This window comes from Autumnicola tepida, assembly GCF_031846485.1.
In the GTDB taxonomy this organism is placed as follows: Bacteria; Bacteroidota; Bacteroidia; order Flavobacteriales; family Flavobacteriaceae; genus Autumnicola; species Autumnicola tepida.
This window is the reverse complement of the sequence record NZ_JAVRHQ010000003.1, coordinates 24269-48780: the sequence shown is the minus strand read 5'-3', so window position 1 is coordinate 48780 and position 24512 is coordinate 24269. Positions and strand designations below refer to the sequence as shown.

The window sequence follows — 24512 nt, the reverse complement described above, 5'->3', positions numbered from 1 at the left end:
CAGTATTAAAGCATTCCGTTTGCTTCCACCCATCTAAACTGATGTGGGTCCTGTGGAACGGCAATACGTTCAGCAATGCGGGACATTCTATCTGGCAGCTTCATTAAATAATCTCTTGCTTTTTCGGCTTCGTCTGTAAGGGAATCCATTTTATCAATTTCCCAATAGCTATTTAGTTTCTTTAGGATTTCAATATAATCGTGGGTGGTGTAAACACCAAGGCGCTGTGCGGCATTGGAAAAATTCTCAAAAGCTTCAGCAATGCCCTGGCCGCTTTCACGAATAAACTGTGCAGGCATCACGATTTTCTTCTTCATCATATCCTGAAATGCCAGCATCATTTCGCTGGGGTCATATTCAAAAATGGTTTTTACAAATTCACGGTACGCCATATAATGTCTCATCTCGTCCCCGGCAATAATATTGCACATCTTGGCCAGCATTTTATTGCCCTTTTTCTTGGCAAGCTGCCCTACGCGTTTGTGCGAGATATTGGTGGCAAGTTCCTGGAAACTGGTATAAACGAAGTTGCGGTAAGGGTCTCTTCCGGTTCCAATATCAAAGCCATCATTAATAAGGTGCTGAGTGGTTTTTTCGATTTCTTTCATATTCACCCTTCCAGATAAATATAGATATTTGTTGAGGGTGTCACCATGCCTGTTTTCCTCTCCTGTCCAGTGTCGTACCCATTTGGCCCAGCTGTTTTGCTCTCCTCTTGAAGCGCCGTGCTGTTCCACACCTTCCATGTCCATCAACCAGGATTCGTAAGTAGGCAAAGCTTCTTCAGTAACCATATCGGCTACCAGAACCACCCAGAAGTCATATCCGAGCTCTTTGGCCTCTTCCCTTATCTGGATAACATCATCCATATAATTTTCCTTTTGGAAATTAGGCAGGAGGTCTGTTGGTTGCCATATATCTTCAACCGGAATTAAATATTTGTCAATGAAACCGTCTACAGATTTTTCCACGGTTTTCATTACTTCTAATCTCACATTCTCTAAAGCCATTTTCTTCTTCTCTATACTAAATTTTTGAACCCAACGGGGTGCAATATTAATTTTAAGGAATATCAACAACTATGCAGTTTTCCCTGATATTCAATTTTTTACCCCAAAACGAATTGAAATTTACTGAACTTCAAAGATATAAAAGTGTTAAGAGAGTGTATAATAAAATCCTCTTAATTTCTGCCTTTTTCTTTCTCATATAGCAGGTGAACAGGGTCACTCTGCCAAATTTCCTTGCTGTTGACTTCTATAGCTGAAAGGTGGCCCTTAAAGGCCGCACCCGTGTCTACGTTCCAAACCCCCGCCTTGTGAAAAGGCCGTGACTCATCAATCCGCGTTACGGGGGTATGGCCAATAAAAATTTCTTCAAATAGCTGAAGCCTTTTTGGGTAAAATTTATTGGTCTTTTTCATCTTGGGGTCCAGGGCAAGTACAGTTTCCCATAAAGTGCGGTCCCAGTAATAGCCGGTGTCGTGGTATTCACTTTCCGGGCCATGCTGGTTGGAAAAGCCGGCATGTACAAAAAGCCGGTTTTCATTATCTATATAGTAATTAAGCATCTGCTGAAAGAACCCAATATGAAGCTGTATTTCTTCCGCAGAAAAATTTCTGTATGCGTCTATGCTGGACTGTCCGCCGTGTTGCAGCCATTTTTCATTCATTTCGCCCGTCTTCAGCCAACTGTGAACCAAATCGTCATGGTTGCCCCTAATAAAAATACAGGTATTTTGTTTGGCCAACTGGATTAAGTAAGAGACCACATTGGCAGAATCACTCCAGCCGTCTACATAATCTCCTAAAAATATAAGCCGGTCTTCCGGAGTAATATCTATTCTCTGTAATAATTGGATTAAAGCTTTCAGCCCCCCGTGAATATCCCCAATTGCAATGGTCCTGCTCATTCTAATTATATTTTACTTTTCTCAATATACGCATGCTTTCCTTATAGGACTGGTATACGTCTTTATTATATACTTTTAAAAAAGGTTTGGCCTCCTCCAGTTTCACAATGGCTTCTTCAAAATTATTCAAATAACAAAGCAGGTAGGTGGAGGGGAGATTTTTTAAATCTTTTTGCTGATTTTTATTGAGAGGTAAATTCTGTTTTAACCGCTGGATAAGGGAATTGTTGGTGTTGTAGATGTGGTAAAGCGTTTTTTTATCATACCTGGGTGGCTCAAATAAAAGCTTACTCTGAATTTCGTAACTGGCATTGTCGCGAAATTCTATGCGCACTTCCTCCAGGGGATAATATTTAAAGCTGTCGTGCAGGCCCAAATGCACGTATTCAACAATATTAAAGGAATTTTCATTAACCTCTATACTCACTTCATCCAGGTCTGAATAAAAAAGTTTTACCTGCTCGTTTATTAATTCTATATCCACGCGGGAATAGTAAATATTGCCCTTTCCTTTTTTCTGTTTACCTGCCCAGCAAACCACAAAATATTCTTTAAAAACTTTGTAATTGGGATTGTAGTCTTTGCGGTTGCTGAAAAAATCAAAAACGCCGTCCAAAGTTAATTCAATATTATTTTGGGCATGGTTTTCTATGGAAGCAACTATTTCGGAATTTACATCTTCAATCTTTATATCAAAATCCTTGGGCATGCTCATGCTGCCATCCCTCAAAAAAATAGCGCCACCGTAATATTTCCAGATGTTTTTTCGCAAAGAACAAATACGGCCGTGGTTTGGCCGAATGGTCACCAATCCCACCACCAGGTGGTCCGGAAGGTGTGGGAAAGGAATATTCTCATAGCTTATGACGGGCGGATTTTGGAGATAGGCGTTAACCAAATTTTGAATCTTGCTGTCATCAAAAAAGTCTATCCCCACAATATTATTGTCTTCATCTTCCACTCCAATTACGATATAAGAATTGTTCTCCGGATTGGAATTCGAAAGCGCGCAAACATGCTTCAAAAACTTCGCCTTGCCTTCTTTTTCGCCAATATTGAGCCTTAGCTTTTTATCATAAAAGCTATTCTCATCATTATGCGCAAGCAGGTTTTTAATTAAAAGGCGTTTGTTGATCATTTTTTTAGCATTAAGCTTACAGCATTGGGCTTTAAGCTTTTTGTAGGTGTTTATTTAATAGAAGTCATTGCTTTATTATTATAATCTCTTAATCAAAATTTTTACCCTCAATATTAGAGGTTTTTAAAATTTGAAATCTGCTCTTTAGCTTAATGCTTACAGCTTAAAGCTCTTTAGCCTTTATCCACAATAGTACTACTCGCCTGGGCGGTGCACATCACAATTAAATCTGCAATATTTACATGGTAAGGCCTGGTGACCACAAACCTTATAATATCTGCAATGTCTTCGGGTTGTAAAGCTTCAAAACCCTGGTAAACTTTTTTGGCTTTTTCCTTATCTCCTTTGAATCGCACCTCGCTGAATTCTGTTTCTACCAGCCCCGGGTTTATTGCCCCCACTCTGATTCCTTTGCCGTTAAGGTCAATGCGCATTCCCTGGTTTATAGCATCTACCGCGTGTTTGCTGGCACAATAAACATTTCCGTTAGGGTAAACCTCTTTCCCGGCCGTGGAGCCAATATTAATAATATGTCCGCTTCCTCTTTCTGTCATCTGCGGAATAACGGCTTTGGAGACATAAAGCAGGCCCTTTACATTAATATCGATCATCGCATCCCAGTCTTCAATATTTCCTTGCTGGATTGGATCCAGTCCATGTGCATTCCCGGCATTATTGATCAAGATGTCAATTTTTTTAAAATTTTCAGGGAGATTTTCAATATTCTGAAAAACTTCTTCTTTGTTCCTTACATCAAAGGTGAGGAGGTGGATATTTACCTTTTCTTCTAATTCGGCTTTTAGCGCTTCCAGCTTTTCTTTTCTTCTTCCGCAGAGAATAAGGTTAAAACCTTCTTCCGCAAAAATTCTGGCGGTTGCCTTTCCTATTCCACTGGATGCTCCTGTGATAAGTGCAGTTTTCATAGTATTTTTTTTGGTAATGTAGTAAAGTATTTCCTGGCGTTGGGCATCAATTTACTAATACACGGTTAATCCTTGTTAAATTTCGTTAATCTTCCAGTTTTGACAAAATGCAAAGTCGCTTCTGCCGTTATCCTGCAAAACAATAAATTTAAAAGTATGACCCTAACAAATTTCAAATTTAAAAGCTTTATAATGCTAGGCTTAATAGCATTTACAATGTTTAGCTGTAGTGAAGATGACGACAGCACAAATGGTGAAGGCACGGCTCATGTTACAGTGAGTATGACCGATGCACCCGGAGATTTTGACGGCGTTCTTATTGATGTACAGGACGTGATGATCAAGACTGAGATGGACGGAGCAGAAGATGAAGGCTGGGAAAGCATTGGAAGTGTGGAAACCGGCGTTTATGATTTGCTGGAGCTAACCGGCGGAGTGTCGCAGTTGCTTGCTGATGTTGAATTACCCGCAGGATATCTTGGGCAAATGAGATTAATTCTTGGTAACGACAACAGCATTGTTGTAGATGGTGAATCTTATGCGATGGCAACTCCAAGTGCGCAGCAATCTGGATTAAAGCTGAATGTAAACCAGGAACTCGAGGCAGGGGAGCAGTATTCTTTTTTACTGGATTTTAACGTGGATGAGTCGGTAGTGTCTCAGGGAAATGGCGGTTACCTTCTTAAACCGGTAATACGACTTTCTGCGGAAGAAGGAGCCAGTACAATTGAAGGAGAAGTCCATCCTTCAAACTTCAGAAGCCTGGTGAAAGCACAAAATGCCTCCCATACAATTTCTGCTTATACAGATGCTGATGGTAACTTCACCCTACATGGAGTACCGGCCGGAATATATAAAATTACGGTAACTCCGGATGTGGCATCAAATTTGCCAACTATCGAAAAAAATAACGTTACAGTTGAAGCCAGTACCGAGGTAGATCTGGAAACTATTTATCTCGAATAGACTGTGAGTATTTAGAAGATCTTAAGAGCGGCTTCACTGGGCCGCTCTTTGATTTTAACCAAATATTAACAAGGTCAATCAATTTAATTTTCAATTTGCAGCGTTAATTCGTTAAGTGTATATTCACGCGTTTAAAAATTTTAAGTGATGATAGAAAACGATTCTTCGGTAGATATTGCCAGCCTGAATGAACAAATAGAGAGGGAAAGCGCCTTTGTAGATGTGCTTACTTCAGAAATGAATAAAGTAATTGTGGGCCAGAAGCATATGGTAGAACGCCTGCTGATTGGCCTTCTGGGGCAGGGGCATATTCTTTTGGAGGGTGTCCCCGGTCTTGCTAAAACCCTTGCTATCAACACACTTTCCCAGGCAGTGCATGGCAGTTTCAGCAGGATACAGTTTACACCAGATCTTTTGCCGGCAGATGTTGTGGGAACACTTATCTATAATATGAAGCTGAATGACTTCAGCATAAAGAAAGGGCCTATTTTTGCCAATTTTGTCCTTGCTGATGAGATTAACCGGGCCCCGGCCAAAGTACAATCGGCTTTGCTGGAAGCCATGCAGGAGAAGCAGGTGACTATTGGAGACGAAACTTTTATCCTGGACCGCCCGTTTTTGGTAATGGCCACTCAAAACCCGGTAGAGCAGGAAGGAACTTATCCTTTGCCTGAAGCGCAGGTAGACCGTTTTATGCTGAAGACGGTGATAAAATATCCGCAAATGAACGAAGAGCAGCTTATCGTAAGGGCAAATCTAAAAGGGGCTTTTGAAAAGGTGAATCCCGTGGTAAGCCTGGAGCAGATTACCCGCGCCCAAAAGTCTGTTCGGGAAGTTTATATGGATGAAAAGATTGAAAAATATATCCTCGATATCATCTTTGCCACCCGTACCCCTGAAAAATATAAATTAGAAGACATTAAGCCGCTCATTAGTTTTGGGGCTTCTCCAAGGGGAAGCATCAACCTTGCCACTGCTGCCAAATGTTACGCCTTTATCAAACGCCGTGGCTATGTAATTCCGGAAGATGTGAGGGCTGTAGTGCATGATGTGCTGCGTCACAGGATTGGCATTACCTACGAGGCCGAGGCTGAAAATATTACTTCTGATGACTTGGTGAGCAAAATCGTTAATGAAATTGAAGTGCCGTAGGCCCCCTAAATCCCCCAAGGGGGATTTTAATTATTTAGGTGAAATACAATGATTTCAGTCTCTATGAGCAAAAAGAATATTTTGGAATCAAATTTTGTCAAAATCTATCAACCAAATTTATAAATTCATTGAGAAAAAAGTTAAAAAGTCCTTCCCTTTGGGGAGGATTTAGGTGGGGCTATGGATACTAAAGAACTTCTTAAAAAAGTACGAAAAATAGAAATCAAGACCCGCCGCCTGAGCGATCATGTGTTTGGCGGGGAATACCACTCTACCTTTAAGGGCCGCGGGATGACTTTTAGCGAAGTGCGGCAGTACCAGTTTGGGGACGATGTTAGGAATATAGACTGGAATGTTACCGCCCGTTACAGCGAACCATTTGTAAAGGTTTTTCAAGAGGAGCGGGAGCTTACCATGATGTTGCTCGTAGACGTTTCGGCTTCGGAAATGTTCGGGACCCAAAGTCAGTTTAAAAAAGATGTGATTACCGAGATAGCTGCGACTTTGGCTTTTTCAGCTACCAAAAATAATGATAAAATAGGTCTTATGCTTTTTACAGATAAGATCGAGTTATACATTCCGCCTAAAAAAGGCCGCTCCCATGTGCTACGGATTATAAGAGAATTACTGGAATTTAAGCCGACAGGTAAAAAAACGGATATTACGGGCGCATTGAAATACCTTTCCAATGTGATGAAGAAAAAAGCCATCGTTTTTATTCTTTCAGATTTTATCGCAGAAGATTATCAGCATACTCTAAAAATTGCTGCAGGAAGGCACGACGTTACCGGGATCAGGATTTATGACCGGCACGAAGAACAAATTCCCAATCTTGGTTTGGTACAGATGTTGGATGAGGAATCCGGCGAAAGCATCACTGTAAATACGGGCTCAAAATCGGTTAGAAACAGTTATGCGGAACACTACAGAAACAGAGTGGCTTATTTTCAGGAAAGTTTTAAACTAAGCGGTGCCGGAACAATAGATAACCGGCTGGACGAAAGCTACGTAAAAAAGCTGCTGGGTTATTTTAAGAGAAGAGCATAATCAATATGGAAAAAGAAGGTTTATATTTTAAAAGACAAACTGCCTTGCATATTTTAACTAATAAAAGAAGATGGAACCACATTTTCTTTTTTTTCTTCTTACTACTTACATCCCTCGCATTCGCACAACAGCCCCAGGTAAGTGCCGGAATAGATTCCACGAATATTAAAATTGGAGAACAGATACGTTACAGTATTGAAGTGGAAACCGATTCTACAGATCTGGTGGTTTTTCCTGAAGGCAATACCTTTTCTCCCCTGGAAGTGGTGGAATCAATGAAAACCGATACATCCAGGAGCCAGGACCGCTTCAGGCTTTTAAAGGAATATTCGCTTACGCAGTTTGATTCCGGTTCTTATACCATTCCGCAGCAAAGGGTAATTATAAACGACAGAGAATTTTTAACAGATTCCATGCTGGTGCAAGTTGCTAATGTGGTGGTGGATACTACCAAGCAAAAAATGTATCCCATAAAACCATCTGTGGAAGCGCCTTCAACTTTTGAAATTCCAAACTGGGTCTGGTGGGTGTTGCTGGGAATTGCGGTGATAATAGGATTACTGTTTTTATTCCGCAAGAAAAGAAAAGAAGCGCGCGAAAAAGAGCTGCCGCCTTATGAGCAGGCTATGCTGGAGCTGGATAAACTGGACCATTCACATTTGCTGGAACAAAGGGAAGTAAAAGAATATTATTCACAACTTACTTTTTCGGTTCGTAAATATTTAGACCGGAAGGTGTACGATCGTGCCCTGGAAAGTACGACCAGTGAACTTATCGCTTATTTGGAGTTACAAAGGGAGAGCGGCAATCTTAATATTGATCGTAAGACTGTTGACGATTTAAAACGAATCCTGCAACGTGCCGATTTGGCCAAATTTGCCAATTCCAGGCCAGATGTTATTACGGCTAAAGAAGACCGCTCCAATGTAAAACATATTGTAGATGATGTAAAGACCTCCATTCCTGAACCAACAGAAGAGGAGTTAATGCGGGATGAGATGTACCGTCAGGCAAAACTGAAGCAGCGCCGGAGAAAACGAATTATCATTGGTGTTATTGTTGGTGCTTTTGCGTTGGTAATTGCAGTTGGCGCACTTATAGCCACTAAAGGATTTACTTACGTAAAAGACACATATCTTGGCCATCCTACCAAGGAACTGCTGGAAGGGGAATGGATTAGGAGTGAGTATGGAAATCCGCCGGTGGCCATTACCACCCCGCAGGTTCTAAAAAGAGGAGAAATACCATTGCCGCCGGAAGCAGAGCAAATGCTGGTGGGCAGTGAAACGTTTTTGTACGGTAGCCTAATTGGCAATTTCTATACTTCGGTAAGCACAGTGCAGTTTAACAAGCAGGTGCAGTTCAATCTCGATACTGCTGTAGATGGCATTTATACCTATCTGGAAGGTCAGGGGGCTCAGAATATTGTGATGAAGCGGGAGGAATTTACCACCTTAAATGGGGCGAAAGGAATCAGGGCCTTCGGAACTCTGGAAATTGAAAATCCTGTAACCGGCGAACTTATCCAGAATAAATATGAGATCCTGAATTTTGCTGAAAACGGTGGGTATCAGCAAATCAATGTTATTTATGAAGTAGACGATGTTTATGCTGAAGAAATTGCACAGCGAATTATAGATTCGGTAGAATTAACAAATCTAAACAACTGATGTTTGCAAATTTCACTTTTGAAAATCCGCAGTTTTTCTGGCTGTTCCTGTTGCTTCCCATTGCCATCGCCTGGTATTTCTGGAAGCGAGACAAGCAGTCAGCAGAATTGCGCATATCCACTATTAAAGGTTTTAAAGCGAAAAAAAGTTTACTTGCACAACTAAAACCTGTACTGTTTGTTTTGAGGCTTTTGGCGCTGGCGTTAATAATTACCGCCATGGCCCGTCCCAGGACAGTGGATGTTTCTTCCAGGACCAGCAGCACGCAGGGGATAGATATTGTGATGGCTATAGATGTTTCAGCGAGTATGCTGGCGCGGGATTTACAACCCAATCGGCTGGATGCCCTTAAGGAAGTGGCCCAGGAGTTTGTAAAAGGAAGGCCTTCAGACAGGATTGGAGTGGTTGTTTACGCGGGAGAAAGCTTTACAAAAACCCCAATTACCAGCGATGAAGAAATTGTGCTGAGCGCCCTTCAGGATATAGAATATAACAATTTGCTGCAAAACGGTACCGCGATAGGTTCCGGACTGGCCACTGCTGTGAACAGGTTGAAAGACAGTGAGGCCAAAAGTAAGGTTATAATCCTGTTGACTGATGGGGTTAATAATTCTGGCTTTATAGATCCCAAGATCGCCAGCGAACTCGCGGTGGAATTCGGTATAAAAGTTTATACTATTGGAGTAGGCAGCAATGGCAATGCCTTATCTCCCATAAATGTTTTGCCTAACGGCAGGTTTCAGTACGGGATGAGCAAGGTAGAGATTGATGAGGCTTTGTTAAGGCAAATTGCCGATGCCACCAGAGGGCAATATTTTCGTGCCACAGATAATGAAAAGCTGGAAGAGATCTATGCTGAAATTGACAGCCTTGAGAAAACCGATATAGAGGAATTTCGTTATTATAATTACGATGAAAAGTTTAGGCCATTAGTGCTGTTGGCAGGAGGTTTGCTGTTGTTCGAAATATTAATGAGGTACACTATCTTTAGAAGTTTTGTATAAAGCACTTAAAATTAGAGGTTAAGAATGTACGTTTTAGAAGAGAAAACATATTTTTGGTTGTTGCTGGTACTCCCTATAATAGTGCTGCTGTTTTTGTTCCTGATATTTTGGAAAAGGCGCACACAAAAGAAATTTGCCGATTCCGGCCTGCTTAATTATCTCTCTCCAAACCGTTCTACTTTTAAACCGGTCTTAAAGCTGATTGTTATCTTACTTGCTATCGCCAGCCTGGTAGTGGCACTGGTAAATCCTAAAATTGGAACAAAAATGGAAACAGTGAAACGCGAGGGCGTGGATATTGTTTTTGCCATAGATGTTTCCAAAAGTATGGAGGCCGAAGATATTGCTCCCAGCCGGTTAGAGAAATCCAAACAACTGGTAACACAAATCCTGAATAACCTGGGCAGTGACCGCGTGGGAATTATTGCCTATGCCGGGAGTGCCTTCCCGCAGTTGCCAATTACCACAGATTATGCCGCGGCTAAAATGTTCCTGCAGTCGCTTAATACCGATATGATTTCTTCCCAGGGAACCGCCATTAGGGATGCCATAGACCTGGCCACTACTTATTATGATGATGAAGACCAGACTAACCGGGTGTTGTTCATTATTAGCGATGGGGAAGACCATGAAGGAAATATAGAAGGAATTTCGGAAGAAGCTGCCAAAGCAGGAATAAAGATTATTACAATTGGCGTGGGCACCGAAAAAGGCGGGCCTATTCCTATAAAGAGAAACGGAATTGTTCAGAATTATAAAAAAGACAATGCCGGGGAAACGGTAATTACGAAACTGAATCCGGAAACCCTTCAGGAAATCGCTTCAGAGGCAAACGGCGAATATATCCCGGGAAATGTGACTGCTGAAGTGACCGATGAGGTGCAGGACATCCTTCAGAATATTGAAAAAACAGAGTTTGAAGCCAAACAATTTGCCGATTTTGAGTCTCATTTTCAGTGGTTTTTAGGATTGGGGCTGTTCCTGTTGTTTTTGGATTTATTTTTGCTGGAACGTAGTACCGCATGGATTCAAAAGTTGAACCTTTTTAACGAAAGAAAGAAAAAGGAGGAATAAGATGATGAAGACAGTAAATTTTAAAAATGTAACTGCTTTAATGGCAATATTGGCCATTTCAGCATTCGCAAAAATTTCAGCTCAGGAAAATCCAAAAAAAATTCAGCGTGAGGTGAATGAATATCTAAAGGAAGCTGAAGACGCGATGTCTGAGAACGATTTTGCTTCCGCAGAAGCCTCTTATCGTAAAGCCATTGCCAAGGATCCCGGCAACACGGTTGCTAAATATAATATGGGAAACCTGTATTACAATAAAGAAAAAACGCCCCAGGCTGAAAACAGGCTCAGGGAAGCGAATGAAATTTCGGCAAGTAAAGAAGATAAGCACCGGATTAACCACAATCTGGGAAATTCTTTTATGAAGCAGAAAAAATATAAGGAAGCGGTGGAAGCCTATAAGAACGCGCTACGAAATGATCCTACCGATGAGGAAACGCGTTATAACCTGGCTTTAGCCAAGAAAATGCTGGAAGAACAGCAGCAGAACCAGGATCAAAACAAAGATAATAAGGACGAAAACAAGGATCAGAACAAAGACCAGGACCAGGATAAGCAAAACCAGGATGGTGAGGGTGGTGATGATCAGCAGAACAAAGATAACCAGCCTAAGGACGAAGGCGAGAATAAAGACGAGCAAAATAAGGACAAAGGAGAGCAGGACGAGAACAAAGACCAGGATCAAAACAAAAAAGACCAACAAGATAAAGGCGATGAAAAAGGAGATGAACAAAAAGAGCAGCCTCAGCAACCGCAGCCTACACAGGGACAGTTGTCTCCCCAGCAAATAAAAAGTCTTTTGGAAGCGATGAACAATGAAGAGAAGAAGGTGCAGGATAAAATTAATGCTGAAAAGGCCAAAGGCGTGAAGGTGAGATCTGAGAAAGACTGGTAGGAAAATATTAAATTTAGATATCCGATAATCTGAATAAGAAGACAGAAAAATGAAGTTGAAATTAATCTTAATAAGCTTTCTTGTAATGACCTCCGGGCTGCTGCAGGCGCAGGTGCAGTTTGAAGCCAATGTGAGCAAGAAAAAGCTGGGGATAAACGAACGTCTTCGGGTTGATTTTGAAATGAACCAGGACGGAGACAATTTTCGCCCGCCATCGTTTAACGGCTGGAGGGTTATTGGCGGCCCCAACCAATCGGTAAGCAGGAGCATTTTCAATGGTAAAAGCTCGTATTCCAAAACCTATACCTATTTTCTACAGCCGGAAGCCCGCGGGAACCAAACCATTGGCCAGGCAGAGATTGAAGTAGATGGCAAAATTTACAAAACCTCCCCTGTAGATATTGAAGTTACCGCGGCCGTGAAAGAATCGGAAGCGGGCCCTAATACTGATATTGTAGCTTCCGAAAACCTGCATCTGGTTGCCGAGGTTTCTAATACCAATCCTTATTTGAACGAGGCGATTACGGTGGTTTACAAGCTTTACGTGAGCCCGAGCATAAGTGTGAGCAACTGGCGGGAAATCGATAATCCTAAATTCAGCGATTTCTGGAGTCAGAATATAGATATCCGGCAGCTTAGGGTTGAAAATGGAGAATACCAGGGCCAGCCTTACCGCTATGTAGTATTAAGGAAAACTATTCTTTATCCACAGAAAACAGGAGAGTTGGAAATTGAACCTCTGGCACTTTCGGTCTCGGTAGATGTGCCCAGCGAAAGGCGGGATATTTTTGGAAGCAGGATTTACAGGACGGTAGAAAAAACCGTAGCGGCCGGCAGCAGGACCATAAACGTGAAGCCCCTGCCGCAGGAAGGAAGGCCGGCAGACTTTTCCGGCGCCGTGGGAGATTTTGATTTTGAAGTGACCACGAGCAAAAAAACACTGGATGCCTCGGAGTCTTTTCAGGCATCAGTAGAAATTAGCGGGAACGGGAACCTGAAGCTTTTTGACCTTCCGGCATTAAGCGTACCTCCATCCCTGGAAAAGTATGAACCGGAACATTCCCAAAATGTGAATACCACCCTTAACGGCATGCAGGGTAGTATCATTGATAACTACACTATCGTACCAACAAGGAAGGGAAAATATCCTATTCCGGAACTTAGTTTCTCGTATTTTGATTTAGATAGTGAAACGTATAAGACCTTAACATCAGATGAAATTCTTATTGATGTGGAAAATGGTCCTGCCGCGGGAGCTGTTGCAACAGGTCGTGGAACAAGTGTAAAGCGGCCTGTGGCAAGTGCAGAGCAGTTTAGGTATATTAAACTGGAAGGAAACCTAAAGCCGCTTCAGCAACAGCAGTTTTTTAATTCGGCACCATTTTGGAGCCTGGTGGGCCTTTCATTTGTGGTGATCCCCGTAGCTATTCTCTTCGGAAAAAAACGGGAAGAAAAAGCGAATGATGTCACCGGGAACCGCAGGAAAAAAGCGGATAGGCTGGCAAGGAAATATCTTTCAGAAGCTAAAAAGAACCTTGGCGACCAGGCAGCATTTTACGTGGCACTGGAAAGAGCCATGCATAATTACCTGAAGGCTAAGTTGCATATCCAGACCAGTGAAATGAGCAAGGACCGGATTAGGGAAATCCTTGCGGAAAGAGGGGTGGATGAGGCTACTATCAATGATTTTATAAGCTTATTGGAAAGCTGCGAATTTGCGCGATACACCCCGGCCTCTACTGTTACCATGAAGCAGGATTATGAAAAAGCGGCCAATGTGATTTCAACCTTAGATAAACAGTTGTAGCATGAAAAAGATCGTATTTCTCTTAATATTACTTTCGGCCTCCCTTTTTGCTCAAAATGATGAAATTTTTCAGCAGGCCAATGATGCTTATGCCCAGGGCAATTATGAGGAGGCGATAAATAAGTATAACCAGATCCTGGAATCTGGTGAGGCTTCGGCTGCTTTATATTACAACCTGGGGAATGCCCACTATAAGCTTAACCACATAGCCGAAAGTATTTACAATTACGAAAAAGCGCTGTTGCGGGATCCCGGCGATGAAGATATAAAGAACAATATTGAATTTGCCCGCAATATGGCGATAGACGATATCCAGGAGGTAGATCAAACCGGTTTCAGCCAGAGTGTAGATAAGCTTATTTCTACGTTCACGGCAAATTCCTGGGCTGTTTTAGGAATTGTTTTTTGCGCGTTTTTTGCGGCCTTCTTCCTTTCTTATTATTTCATGCAAAAGCCGCTTTTAAAAAGGATTTTCTTCGGAATTTCTATAGTGATGGTGCTTTGTGGATTCCTGAGTATCTATTTTGCTTATTCGCAGGAAGAAATTAGGGAAAATAATCAATACGCAATAGTTTTTAGTGAAGAAGCACAGGTTAGAAATGAACCTTCCCTGAGAGGAGATGAAGCTTTTTTACTACACGAAGGGACCAAAGCCCGGGTGCTTGAAGATTATCAGGAATGGGTAAAAATTGAACTTGCCAACGGCAACCAGGGCTGGATAGGCAAGGATAATATTAGACGCCTGTAGAGGAACTTTTCCGGGTAAAGATTCTTGGCCGCTTAATTTAAGGGGAAAAGGAATAAGGCCTTTTCTTTTAATATTTAACATTCAGATGCCTACTAAAGCTTATCCGGAAACTTGATGTTCACGTAATTTATGTTATTTTTGAAATTCGTGAAAAAGCTCGTGTTCATATTATCCTTTATCTTCCTGGCATTTATTGCCACGCCTACACTTGTGGTGTGCATAGATAAATCTGTAGATGTTTCAGCAGCATTTAATGTGAACGAAGAGGAGAATTCTTCAAATTATAACTTTTTTGAATTCCATTTTCAGCAAAATAATCACCCCTCCAATTATGAAAGTATTCATTTTCTCCAGGAGCGCAAGGTGGTAGATCATTATTTTGATCAGGATTACCATAACATATTTTTGGACGTGATCTCACCGCCTCCAAAAGCAGCATAATATTCTACTATTTCCGGGAATTGCTTCATCTGTTTATTTGATACAGGGGGCGAGACTATTGCTTATTAATTCTGCAAAAAGTTGCAATTCCAAATCTCAAAGTTTTCATATTAACATCTAAGCAGGTTTAGATACCATGCTTATAATCTGTAGATATTATGTTTAAGAATCTTAATAAAGATTTACCCGCCAGTATTGTTGTATTTTTTGTTGCTATCCCTTTATGTTTGGGAATTGCACTTGCCAGTGGGGCGCCTCTTTTTTCGGGCCTTATCGCGGGAATCATTGGTGGGATTGTGGTTGGGTCTATTAGTGGTTCCAGCCTTGGGGTTAGTGGCCCGGCAGCCGGGTTGGCGGCCATTGTACTCGCGGCGATAACCAATATTGGCTATGAGAATTTACTGCTTGCCGTGGTTATCGGCGGGATTATCCAGATACTTTTTGGGGTTTTAAAAGCCGGGATTATTGGTTATTATTTTCCTTCTTCGGTTATCAAGGGTATGCTTACAGGTATAGGTATTATAATCATCCTGAAGCAAATTCCTCACTTCTTTGGGTATGATGATGATCCTATGGGAGACTGGTATTTTTTCCAAATGGATGGGGAAAACACATTTTCTGAAATCTTCAATATGGTAAATTATATTAGTCCGGGGGCAACTTTAATCGCGTTTATAAGCATGGCTATACTTGTTTTGTGGGACGCAGTGCTTACTAAAAAAGCAAAAATCTTCAGGCTGGTGCAGGGGCCGCTTGTGGCGGTTGTGGTAGGAATTCTTTATTATCTTCTTACTGCAGATTCTTCAACAATGGCTATTTCCCAGGATCACCTGGTGAGTGTGCCGGTACCGGAAAGCTTTGATTCTTTTGTAGGGCAATTTACGCTCCCATCCTTCGAGATGATTGGTACGGTACAAATTTGGGTAACCGGTTTCACCATCGCCCTGGTGGCGAGTCTGGAAACCCTTCTTTGTGTTGAAGCAACAGATAAGCTGGACCCCCACAAAAGAACAACGCCTACCAACAGGGAGCTTTTCGCGCAGGGTAGTGGGAATATTTTATCAGGCTTAATTGGGGGCCTTCCCATTACGCAGGTGATTGTAAGGAGTTCCGCCAATATCCAGTCTGGCGGGCAAACCAAAATGTCGGCAATCCTTCACGGATTCCTACTGCTTATTTCGGTAATAGTGATCCCGAATATCCTTAATTTCATTCCACTTTCGGTATTGGCCGCGATTCTTTTTCTTGTGGGTTATAAACTTGCTAAACCAGCATTGTTTATACAGATGTACAAAGCCGGATGGAAACAATTTGTTCCGTTTATCGTGACTATTCTGGGAATCGTGTTTGGCGATTTACTCATCGGCATCAGTTTGGGACTGATCGTGGGAATTGTAGTGATCCTGATTAAATCTTACCAGAATTCCTTTTTTCTTCATATTGAACATCAGGACAACGGCAACAAAACGGTGAAGATGACTTTAGCTGAAGAGGTAACTTTTATCAATAAAGGTGCGATTATTAAAGAATTGAACAATCTTGAGGAAAATTCGGTATTGATCCTGGATGTCACCAATTCAAAATACCTTGATAGTGATATTATTGAAATTCTTGATGATTTTAAGATAAAGGCTGCTGAAAGAAATATTACGATTAAAATAATTTCAGAAAGGGGAAGTGTGGAGAACCCGAAAAGTTATCGGGAGTTTTTTGCTTTGAAGAAGAAAACGGCATAAAAGTTAAATTAAACTGATAAATTTATAATCTGTTAAGTAACCACAGGATCTTTATTAAACTTTACAGGTTATGGTTTAGGTAAAATCATTAGATAATTTTCAAGAGATAAATTGAATAGTTAAGAAATAAATTATGACGAAAGACGAGGTATTAAAAAGGTTAAAAGAAGGTAATGAGCGTTTCACTGCCGATAAAAAAGAAGGTAAATTACAGGATAAATCCCGAAGGGAGGAGTTAACCAAAGGACAATCTCCATACGCCATTGTTTTAAGCTGTGCCGATAGCCGGGTGGTGCCGGAACTCGCCTTTGACAGTGGCCTGGGAGAATTATTTACCGTGCGGGTAGCCGGAAATGTGGCAAACAGTTCCTCTATTGCAAGTATGGAATATGCAGTAGCACATTTAGGTACCGAAATTATTGTGGTAATGGGCCATGAAAGTTGTGGTGCTGTTACTGCCGCTATGAGCGGGGGAGATAACGGGTATAATCTTAATCACCTTCTTTCTCATATCGCTCCGGCTATTTCAGCTTCAGGTGAGGATGCTTCTGTAAATGATGTGGTAAAGAAAAACGCGCAGTTAACTGCCGAAGAACTTAAAACCCGTTCAACCATCATAAGGGAAGCTTCAGAAAGTGGAAAATTGAAAATTGTCCCAGCGTATTATAACTTAGATTCCGGTAAAGTGGATTTTCTGTAAAAGTGAAAATAATTTTCATTGAAAAAGCTGTCTGTAAAGGCGGCTTTTTTGTTTTCAATTTATTGGGTATTTATTCTTTATATCAGGCAAAAATTATCAGGCCTGCATCAATAATTGAATGCGGGTTATTCTGTTGTAGCATCGCCATCTTCAATAATATTTCTTCTTCGGGCTTCCCTTAAAATGGAGGGGAGCAGTGCGGGGGCAATAACTTCTACAGGATGGTAGAGTTGTGATTCTTCTAAAGTTTCTTCGTCAATAAGGTCAATTTCTTCATTGGTAGATTTAAAGAACATAATAATCACGCTGGTGATAAAAGCCACCTTTAAAAATCCAAATCCCGCCCCCAGTAGTCGGTTTACAATTCCCAAAGCCGCGAAAGTTGCAATTTTGGTAAGGATTCTTCCGGCGAGCGAAATCAGGAAAACAATGATAAAAAAAGTAATCGCGAAAGAAATAAGATTCACATACTGTATATCCCAGTCTACATGCTTTTCAAGAAAAGTGCTTAAGATGTGAGAAAAGTTTATCGCGCCGTAAATACCTACCACAATCCCCACAAGGGAAGCAACTTCAGCTAAAAGTCCTCTAAAAAAGCCGCGAATTGTGCCGTAAAGCAAAATAAGCGCCAGAATAATGTCTACTATATTCATATTTCAAAGATAGCAATTCAGGGCATAAGATATTATCTTTGCGCCATGGCAAGAGACGAACAACTAAAGGAACGCTGGGAAGGTTTGCAAAAAAAGCTTTCCAACCAGTTTGCAGATGGAGATTTAATGGATCTGGATGCCATTATCTATATTATTGGCGTGCAGGAACTGGGGCAATTACACCGCAGGTTTAAAAAAGACCATAAGCTGGATTTAATGCATATCGCCATTTGCCGCTTACTGGAGCCTTACGGATATTATGAATTTGATTATTTTGATGATGATGGCTGGCCGCATTATAAAATTATTGAGCAATTACCTGTACTTAAAGCCGGCGAACAGGCTGTATTAATGAAGGAAGCCATTGTGCAGTATTTCCTGGAAAAGGAGTATATTTCGTAGAAAATGACTGCGCTTTTCACAATGCTGTCTTTCCCAAATGACAGTGGGCCTATTTACCAGGAGACCGTGGCGGGAAGGTTTCCTGTAGAACCGTTTAATACCTTCAGCAACTTTTTGTTTCTGGCTTTTACTATTTATTATGCCAGGAAGGTTTATCCCGATTATAGAAATCAGCTTTTTCTGGCGTACAGCCTGCCTGTGCTTTTTATAGGTTTTATTGGCGGTACGGTTTATCATGCCACCAGGAGCCACGAAATATGGCTTATCCTGGACTGGCTTCCCATTTTGCTGCTTTGCCTGGCAGTTTCGGTCTACTTTATTTTCCTTTCCAGCCGTTTTCTCTGGCAAAGGATTGTGCTGGCGGTGATTGTTCTATTGCTGGTTTTTGGAGTACGGTATATTCCCTTCGGGAAATTTCAAATCTCTGTGAATTATTTAGGAACTGCTTCAGGCTTATTGCTGCCACTTTTCGTGTACCTGTACAAAACCCATTTTAAGTACTGGGGCAGTATTGTCCTGGCAATTTTAAGTTTTGGCCTTGCCCTTTCCTTCAGGGTGATGGATAAGTTTATGGATGAGCTTGAAATGGGGACGCACTGGTTGTGGCATACTTTCGGCGCTATCTCCGTTTTCTTCCTGATGAAGTATATATACAAGAGCAAAAACTTACCAGAACCAGCCTCTCCTGAAGGGAAAGGGGAATCCTGAATCTTCAGCCGCCATTTTGCTTTACAATATTATAATCTACAGCCTATAGTCTGTCTCCTGGTTCCATTTTTAATATCCTTCTAAAAACCCATTCAAGCCGCAATTTTTTATAAATTTGCTTTTCTGAAAAAGAACTATCTCAAATGATTGATAAGATAAAGGAATATATTGCTGAAGTAGAGGCTTTTCAGGCCGAGAGCGTTGAGGAAATTGAGGCCTTCAGGATTAAATTTTTAGGAAAAAAAGGTATTCTGAACGGCTTCTTTGCTGAATTTAAAAACGTGCCGAATGAGGAGAAAAAAGAATTTGGCCAGGCTATAAATCAATTAAAGACAAGCGCCCAGCAAAAAGTTTCCGCTTTAAAAGAAGAACTGGAGAGCAGGGAAGAGGAAAATGGCATTTACGGCGATCTTAGTCGTCCTGCGGAACCTGTGCAGATTGGTTCCCGCCATCCTATTTCAATTGTAAAAAATCAGATTATCGAGATTTTTTCCAATATCGGGTTCAATGTTTCCGAAGGTCCTGAAATTGAAGACGACTGGCATAATTTTACCGCTCTTAACCTTCCGGAATACCATCCTGCCCGCGATATGCAGGATACCTTCTTTATTCAGACAGACCCCGATATTCTGCTGCGAACCCACACCTCCTCGGTACAGGTGCGTTATATGGAAAATAATGAGCCGCCAATCCGTACCATTTCCCCTGGAAGGGTATTCAGGAACGAAGCAATTTCAGCGCGTTCCCATTGTATTTTTCACCAGGTGGAAGGCCTTTATATAGATAAGGATGTTTCTTTTGCAGATTTAAAGCAAACCCTGCTATATTTTACCAAACAGCTTTTTGGAAAATCAAGGATAAGGTTGCGGCCTTCTTACTTTCCGTTTACAGAGCCGAGTGCCGAGGTTGATATTTACTGGGGCCTGGAAACTGAAACCGATTACAGGATCACCAAGGGAACCGGCTGGCTGGAAATTATGGGCTGTGGGATGGTAGACCCCAATGTTCTTAAAAACTGCGGAATTGATCCTAAAGAATATTCCGGTTTCGCCTTTGGAATGGGCATAGAGCGTATTGCGATGTTGTTGTATCAAATTGGGGACATTAGGATGTTTTATGAAAACGATGTGCGTTTTCTGGAACAGTTTAAAGCTTCTCTGTAATAAATTTTTAATCCACAGTCATAGGACAGCCGCAGCAAAGCTGAAAAATGACTTGTAATTTTTTTAAATATGAAAAAAACAGGTTTTATTATTCTTGCGGTTGTGATCCTTGGGATCATCCTTTATGTAACCATTGTTATTAAGGTTATTGAATTTCTTTTTGGAGCGATTTTGTTTATTGTCGCTGCAGTTATTTTGTGGATTCTTTGGAGTAAGATCAAAGATAAAGTTGAAAAAGAGTTTTGAAGAAAGATATTGAGATCCCAAAAGTTGAAGATATTCACGTTGCCGCTGTACGGGAATTTAATGAAGAATTCCGTGCAGAAGAATGGAATGTTTATCTCATAAATAACCGCCATGCTGAAATTGAAATGGTGCTAGTTGTGGCCCGTGGAAAAAGCGCGAAAAAGGAAACTTCAGTCATGCGGCATAAACTGGAGAAATTACCGGCACATTCTTTTGCGAAAATTGAATTTATCCAGGATGAGGTATTGCAGCTGGACAATGAATACCTGGTGACTTTTTTCGCGGAAAATAAAATGTACGAGAAAAAGTTCAGCTTTAAGAAAAACAGCGTTTCCCTTTCCCGTATTGGCGATTTGCCCGTTATCCCTAAAAAGGGAATTCTGGCAAAATAGAATCCCGGAAAGAAAAACTTTACTCAAAAAGAAACCCCTTCACCATAAAAATGAAGGGGTTTTTTAATGCTGGATATGATATCGATTATAGTTTATTTGAGGTGTCTGTATAGTCACCAATAATACTTATATCGCTTCCTTTTCTTACATCACCATAAACATGAATAGTGGAATTGTTTCCTACAAATTCCAACGTGGCGCCGCTGTTCAGGTTTAGGTTTCCATACACGGTAAGACTACCTTCAATTCTAAGGGTAGATTTTGAGTTAATGTTAAGGTCTTCATTTTTGCCTACCTGCCCAACGGCCAGGGAACCACTCATGTTAAACTCCCCGTTGCTGTTAATATTGGTGCTTTTTTCGATGTTAAGCGCTCCGCAAAAGTTAAGAATGCCACCAACATTAAGATGTTTTAGGGTTGCAGAACCACTGAAAGATTCCACCGCACCGGAATTCACATTCAGGTTCTTGTTTCCGGAATACGTATCGTAATCTGAACAGGTAAGAAAATCTGTTTGTTGGGCGATCTCTGGTTTACTCATTCTTAAAATACGGAATCCTGTTCCGGAAGCTACAAATACATAATCATCTTTAGCCTTCACATAGTTTACAGAGCCGTCTATTTCAATTATTCCTTCTTGTGTAAGAGCATAATTATCGTCAAGTTTGGAAATTCCAAAACCTGCCCCGCCATTTGCCATGAGGATGTAGTCATCTGCTGTGGTTACGGCGTTTGTAACCTTATATTGATCTGCAACTTCGTTTTCAGGCAGGATATTTATCGGCAGTCTTGCAATTTCTGAAGAAGATTCCAGGTCGTAAAGCCCTACTCCATTCTGCCCTTCAGAAACTAAAAGTTTATCACCATAAAAAGAAATAGTTCTTTTAGAAGCATCAGTCATAGGGGATAAAGAAATCTTTTTCTCAGTTTGTAGTTCAGAGTTAAGAACAAGAAGGCCTTCCGTTCCGCTTAATGCAACTAATTTCCCATTAGAATAAGCCGCAGACCTGAGGTCTGGATATTCGGCTTCGATCTCTGGATTTAAAGTCATCATTCTTTCAGTGTCATAGGCTGCAATGGCACCTTCGCTTCCGGAAAGGGCGAGGACCAAATTTTCGTAAGGCAGGACATCTACCCCGGCCTGGCCGTTAAGAATACTTTCGTCAAAAGAATGGAACCTGCCGCTAAAGACATTGACTTTACCAACGATTGGGCGGAAGAATCCCAATGCAGGATTTGCAAAGGCGCCGGTATAATAAAGTATATTATTTTCAACGTATAATGCATTAATATCCACAAAAGAAGAAGTCATTTCTTCAACTACAACGGGATTGTATTTATCGCTTATGTCGATTATTTGAATTCCTCCTAAAAATGAAGGGCCTTCTTTGGTGTAAGCTACATAGGCATAATCGCCTTCAACATCTACGTGGTTTGCGCGAACTGGTTCACCATCCACTATTGGGGGCTCTACCATGGCAATTTGCTCCAGTGCAATATTAATCACTTCAGAATTTTCTTCAGAAGCCTTAAGGTCTGAAACGGCTGTTACGCCTACAACCCCAACGCCCTCCATGGAAATGGAAGAGGTTATATCTTCACCATTATTGATATTATAGGCAGGAGTTTGTTGTTGTACTTCAGTAGTAGGATTGTCTTTGGAACATGAAAAAAATAGCATGGACGTGCATAAACATAGGGCAAGTAATCTTTTGCTCATTGAGTAGTAGTTTAAGTTAATTAAGATTTGGGTCTAATTTCGGGGGCAAATATAGGATGTTTTCTACAAACCTCCTGAGGTTTAACTATTTGCAGGACATTTTGTGTTCTTCAACGATAAAAATAAACACTTTGTCTAAGAATAAGGTTGTTTTATTTGTAGAATTTGTCCCTTAATCCAGCTTATCTGCCAGTTTTTTAAACACTTTCTTCGGATTTTTCCCTTCGTAGAGAATTGCGTAAACTGCGTTTATTATAGGAGTTTTAGCACGTTTTACCTTGTTTATCTTGTAAGCGCTTTCTGTAGCGTAATATCCCTCTGCAATCATGCTCATTTCCATTTGGGCGCTTTTTACCGTATAGCCTTTTCCAATCATATTCCCGAACATCCTGTTGCGGCTAAATACAGAATAACCCGTCACCAACAAATCTCCCAGGTAGGCGGAATCATTGATATTGCGCTTCATTTTATGCACCTTTTTAATGAATTTCTTCATCTCTCTTATGGCGTTGCTCATCAAAACACTTTGAAAGTTATCCCCATAACCCAAACCATGTGCAATTCCCGCGGCAATGGCATAAATGTTCTTCAGCACAGCGGCATACTCGGTTCCCGTAACATCATCGGTTATTTTGCAGGTTATGTAATCACTGCCCAAATGTTTGGCCAGAACTTCTGCCTTTTTCTCATCTGCACAGGCAATGGTAAGATAGGAAAGCCGCTCCAGCGCCACCTCTTCGGCGTGACATGGCCCGGTGATCACCCCGATGTTTTCGTAAGGGATATTGTAGTACTCTTCAAAATGTTCTCCTACAATAAGGCTGCTTTCGGGAACAATCCCTTTAATTGCTGAAAAGATAATCTTATCTTCCAGCGGGACCTGCAGGTTGTCCAGCTCCCGTTTAAGAAAAGCCGAAGGAATAGCGAAAATCAAGTAATCCGCTTCCTGTATGGTTTCATTAATATCGTTGCTAAGCTTAAGTTTTTGGGTCTCAAATTCAACTGAGCTCAGGTAGTTAGGATTGTGTTCCTGCTTTTTAATATGTTCAATTGCATAGATGCTGCGCATGTACCAGTTTACACTCTCAACATTTTCAGTAAGCATTTTTACAATTGCAGTTGCCCAGCTTCCGCCGCCAATCACGGCAAACTTAGGAGATGTATCCATAAATTTGATTTATCTGTTTCAAAAATAAGGAAAATTATAAGGATATTTATTTTATCTCTTTTTATGGCTTGTTCTTGAGGATCTTTCAAAAATAATTCCGCAGGTTTAACATTTTTCCGGGCAATGATGAGGAATTTTTCCCGTTCTCTGTTTATACCTGATATTGATTTTTAGGTATGTACTTAGTTTTTGGTTAGTTATTTAGTTTAAAACCACCTTCTGCCGGAGGTGGTTTTTTCATTCTAAATTCTAACAAAACTTTAGGAATCAAGGTGTTGCGTAAAATGATGACTTTTGTATCTTAATTAAATAAATTTATAAGAAATTTTATGGGCATATTTTCCTTTATTAAAGAAGCCGGAGAAAAATTGTTTGGAGTGGAAAAAGCTGAAGCTGAAGAGAGCCATGAAATTTCTGATAGCCACGAGGCCAAAGAGCAAAAAGAAGATATAAAAGCCTCCTCCAGGCTGAGAAACCGCATTGCTGAAGCAGGTCTCGAAGTGAAGGATTTAAAAATAGCTATTGAAGGAGATACGGCGATTATCTCAGGAAGTTCAAATAGTGAGGAGGTCAGGGAAAAGGCGATTCTTATTGTAGGAAATTCTGAAGGAATCGCGAAGGTTGAGGATAAAATAACAGTTGAAAATAAGGGAGAGGAATCTTCTTTTCATACTGTGGAAAGGGATGACACTTTGGGGAAGATTGCAAAAGATCATTATGGGGACGAAGAGAAATACCCGCTGATTTTTGAAGCGAATAAGCCAATGCTCAAAGATCCTGATAAAATTTATCCCGGGCAGGTATTACGTATCCCTGCACTGGATAAGGATAAACAGATATAAGAAAAGTA

General features: G+C 41.0%; 25 protein-coding genes. 18 read left to right on the top strand and 7 right to left on the bottom strand.

Annotated features, from left to right (window positions below; all coding sequences use genetic code 11):
- Positions 1-5: 5 nt before the first annotated feature.
- The 4 genes from RM553_RS04095 to RM553_RS04080 form a co-directional block, all read right to left on the bottom strand.
- Positions 6-1010: an acyl-ACP desaturase gene (locus RM553_RS04095; protein WP_311533834.1), complete on the bottom strand. Its 1005-nt coding sequence runs from the start codon at positions 1008-1010 to the stop codon at positions 6-8.
- A 173-nt stretch (positions 1011-1183) separates the two neighbouring features.
- Entirely contained in the window at positions 1184-1912 is a 729-nt protein-coding gene (locus RM553_RS04090) for a metallophosphoesterase family protein (RefSeq protein WP_311533680.1), read from the bottom strand.
- Between the two features lies 1 nt (position 1913).
- On the bottom strand, positions 1914-3050 hold the full coding sequence (locus RM553_RS04085; RefSeq protein ID WP_311533679.1) for an ATP-binding protein: 1137 nt from the start codon (positions 3048-3050) through the stop codon (positions 1914-1916).
- A gap of 173 nt (positions 3051-3223) precedes the next feature.
- Positions 3224-3973 carry an SDR family oxidoreductase gene (locus RM553_RS04080; protein ID WP_311533678.1) on the bottom strand — a complete coding sequence of 250 codons (750 nt, stop codon included), beginning with the start codon at positions 3971-3973 and terminating at the stop codon, positions 3224-3226.
- A gap of 192 nt (positions 3974-4165) precedes the next feature.
- Between RM553_RS04080 and RM553_RS04075 the strand changes: the two genes are divergently transcribed.
- The 12 genes from RM553_RS04075 to RM553_RS04020 all read left to right on the top strand — a co-directional run bounded on the left by RM553_RS04075 (position 4166) and on the right by RM553_RS04020 (position 17210).
- A complete protein-coding gene (locus RM553_RS04075; RefSeq protein WP_311533677.1) occupies positions 4166-4939 on the top strand; it encodes a DUF4382 domain-containing protein in 774 nt (257 codons plus the stop codon).
- 147 nt (positions 4940-5086) lie between these two features.
- Positions 5087-6091, top strand: a complete 1005-nt coding sequence (locus RM553_RS04070; protein WP_311533676.1) for an AAA family ATPase — start codon at positions 5087-5089, stop codon at positions 6089-6091.
- 180 nt (positions 6092-6271) lie between these two features.
- Positions 6272-7138, top strand: coding sequence for a DUF58 domain-containing protein (locus RM553_RS04065; protein ID WP_311533675.1), 867 nt, complete (start codon positions 6272-6274; stop codon positions 7136-7138).
- Between the two features lie 5 nt (positions 7139-7143).
- Positions 7144-8808 (top strand): LPXTG cell wall anchor domain-containing protein, encoded by a 1665-nt coding sequence (locus RM553_RS04060; RefSeq protein ID WP_311533674.1) that lies wholly within the window; start codon positions 7144-7146, stop codon positions 8806-8808.
- A complete protein-coding gene (locus RM553_RS04055; protein WP_311533673.1) occupies positions 8808-9812 on the top strand; it encodes a vWA domain-containing protein in 1005 nt (334 codons plus the stop codon). The genes RM553_RS04060 and RM553_RS04055 overlap by 1 nt, the downstream gene beginning before the upstream one ends.
- A 24-nt stretch (positions 9813-9836) precedes the next feature.
- Positions 9837-10886 (top strand): VWA domain-containing protein, encoded by a 1050-nt coding sequence (locus tag RM553_RS04050; protein ID WP_311533672.1) that lies wholly within the window; start codon positions 9837-9839, stop codon positions 10884-10886.
- Position 10887: 1 nt separating this feature from the next.
- Positions 10888-11778, top strand: coding sequence for a tetratricopeptide repeat protein (locus RM553_RS04045; protein WP_311533671.1), 891 nt, complete (start codon positions 10888-10890; stop codon positions 11776-11778).
- Between the two features lie 49 nt (positions 11779-11827).
- On the top strand, positions 11828-13585 hold the full coding sequence (locus RM553_RS04040; protein ID WP_311533670.1) for a BatD family protein: 1758 nt from the start codon (positions 11828-11830) through the stop codon (positions 13583-13585).
- A 1-nt stretch (position 13586) separates the two neighbouring features.
- On the top strand, positions 13587-14333 hold the full coding sequence (locus RM553_RS04035; protein ID WP_311533669.1) for a tetratricopeptide repeat protein: 747 nt from the start codon (positions 13587-13589) through the stop codon (positions 14331-14333).
- Between the two features lie 147 nt (positions 14334-14480).
- Positions 14481-14774, top strand: coding sequence for a hypothetical protein (locus tag RM553_RS04030; RefSeq protein ID WP_311533668.1), 294 nt, complete (start codon positions 14481-14483; stop codon positions 14772-14774).
- 158 nt (positions 14775-14932) lie between these two features.
- Positions 14933-16510 carry a SulP family inorganic anion transporter gene (locus tag RM553_RS04025; protein WP_311533667.1) on the top strand — a complete coding sequence of 526 codons (1578 nt, stop codon included), beginning with the start codon at positions 14933-14935 and terminating at the stop codon, positions 16508-16510.
- 133 nt (positions 16511-16643) lie between these two features.
- Positions 16644-17210, top strand: a complete 567-nt coding sequence (locus RM553_RS04020; RefSeq protein WP_311533666.1) for a carbonic anhydrase — start codon at positions 16644-16646, stop codon at positions 17208-17210.
- 125 nt (positions 17211-17335) lie between these two features.
- Here RM553_RS04020 and RM553_RS04015 read toward each other — a convergent pair whose 3' ends face one another.
- A complete protein-coding gene (locus tag RM553_RS04015; protein ID WP_311533665.1) occupies positions 17336-17863 on the bottom strand; it encodes a CvpA family protein in 528 nt (175 codons plus the stop codon).
- 45 nt (positions 17864-17908) lie between these two features.
- Between RM553_RS04015 and RM553_RS04010 the strand changes: the two genes are divergently transcribed.
- From RM553_RS04010 to RM553_RS03990, 5 genes are all read left to right on the top strand, one after another.
- Complete coding sequence (locus RM553_RS04010; protein ID WP_311533664.1) at positions 17909-18265, top strand: hypothetical protein; 357 nt, start codon at positions 17909-17911, stop codon at positions 18263-18265.
- Between the two features lie 3 nt (positions 18266-18268).
- Positions 18269-18973: a hypothetical protein gene (locus RM553_RS04005; RefSeq protein ID WP_311533663.1), complete on the top strand. Its 705-nt coding sequence runs from the start codon at positions 18269-18271 to the stop codon at positions 18971-18973.
- 143 nt (positions 18974-19116) lie between these two features.
- Positions 19117-20136: a phenylalanine--tRNA ligase subunit alpha gene (locus tag RM553_RS04000; RefSeq protein ID WP_311533662.1), complete on the top strand. Its 1020-nt coding sequence runs from the start codon at positions 19117-19119 to the stop codon at positions 20134-20136.
- A 69-nt stretch (positions 20137-20205) separates the two neighbouring features.
- Entirely contained in the window at positions 20206-20382 is a 177-nt protein-coding gene (locus tag RM553_RS03995; protein WP_311533661.1) for a hypothetical protein, read from the top strand.
- Positions 20379-20774, top strand: a complete 396-nt coding sequence (locus RM553_RS03990) for a hypothetical protein (RefSeq protein WP_311533660.1) — start codon at positions 20379-20381, stop codon at positions 20772-20774. The genes RM553_RS03995 and RM553_RS03990 overlap by 4 nt, the downstream gene beginning before the upstream one ends.
- 85 nt (positions 20775-20859) lie before the next feature.
- On the opposite strand, the gene RM553_RS03985 is transcribed toward RM553_RS03990, so the two are convergent.
- Positions 20860-22494, bottom strand: a complete 1635-nt coding sequence (locus RM553_RS03985) for an LVIVD repeat-containing protein (RefSeq protein ID WP_311533659.1) — start codon at positions 22492-22494, stop codon at positions 20860-20862.
- Positions 22495-22666: 172 nt separating this feature from the next.
- Positions 22667-23662, bottom strand: coding sequence for an NAD(P)H-dependent glycerol-3-phosphate dehydrogenase (locus RM553_RS03980; protein WP_311533658.1), 996 nt, complete (start codon positions 23660-23662; stop codon positions 22667-22669).
- Between the two features lie 329 nt (positions 23663-23991).
- Here RM553_RS03980 and lysM point away from each other — a divergent pair, with 329 nt between their 5' ends.
- Complete coding sequence (lysM, locus tag RM553_RS03975; protein WP_311533657.1) at positions 23992-24504, top strand: peptidoglycan-binding protein LysM; 513 nt, start codon at positions 23992-23994, stop codon at positions 24502-24504.
- Positions 24505-24512 lie beyond the last annotated feature (8 nt).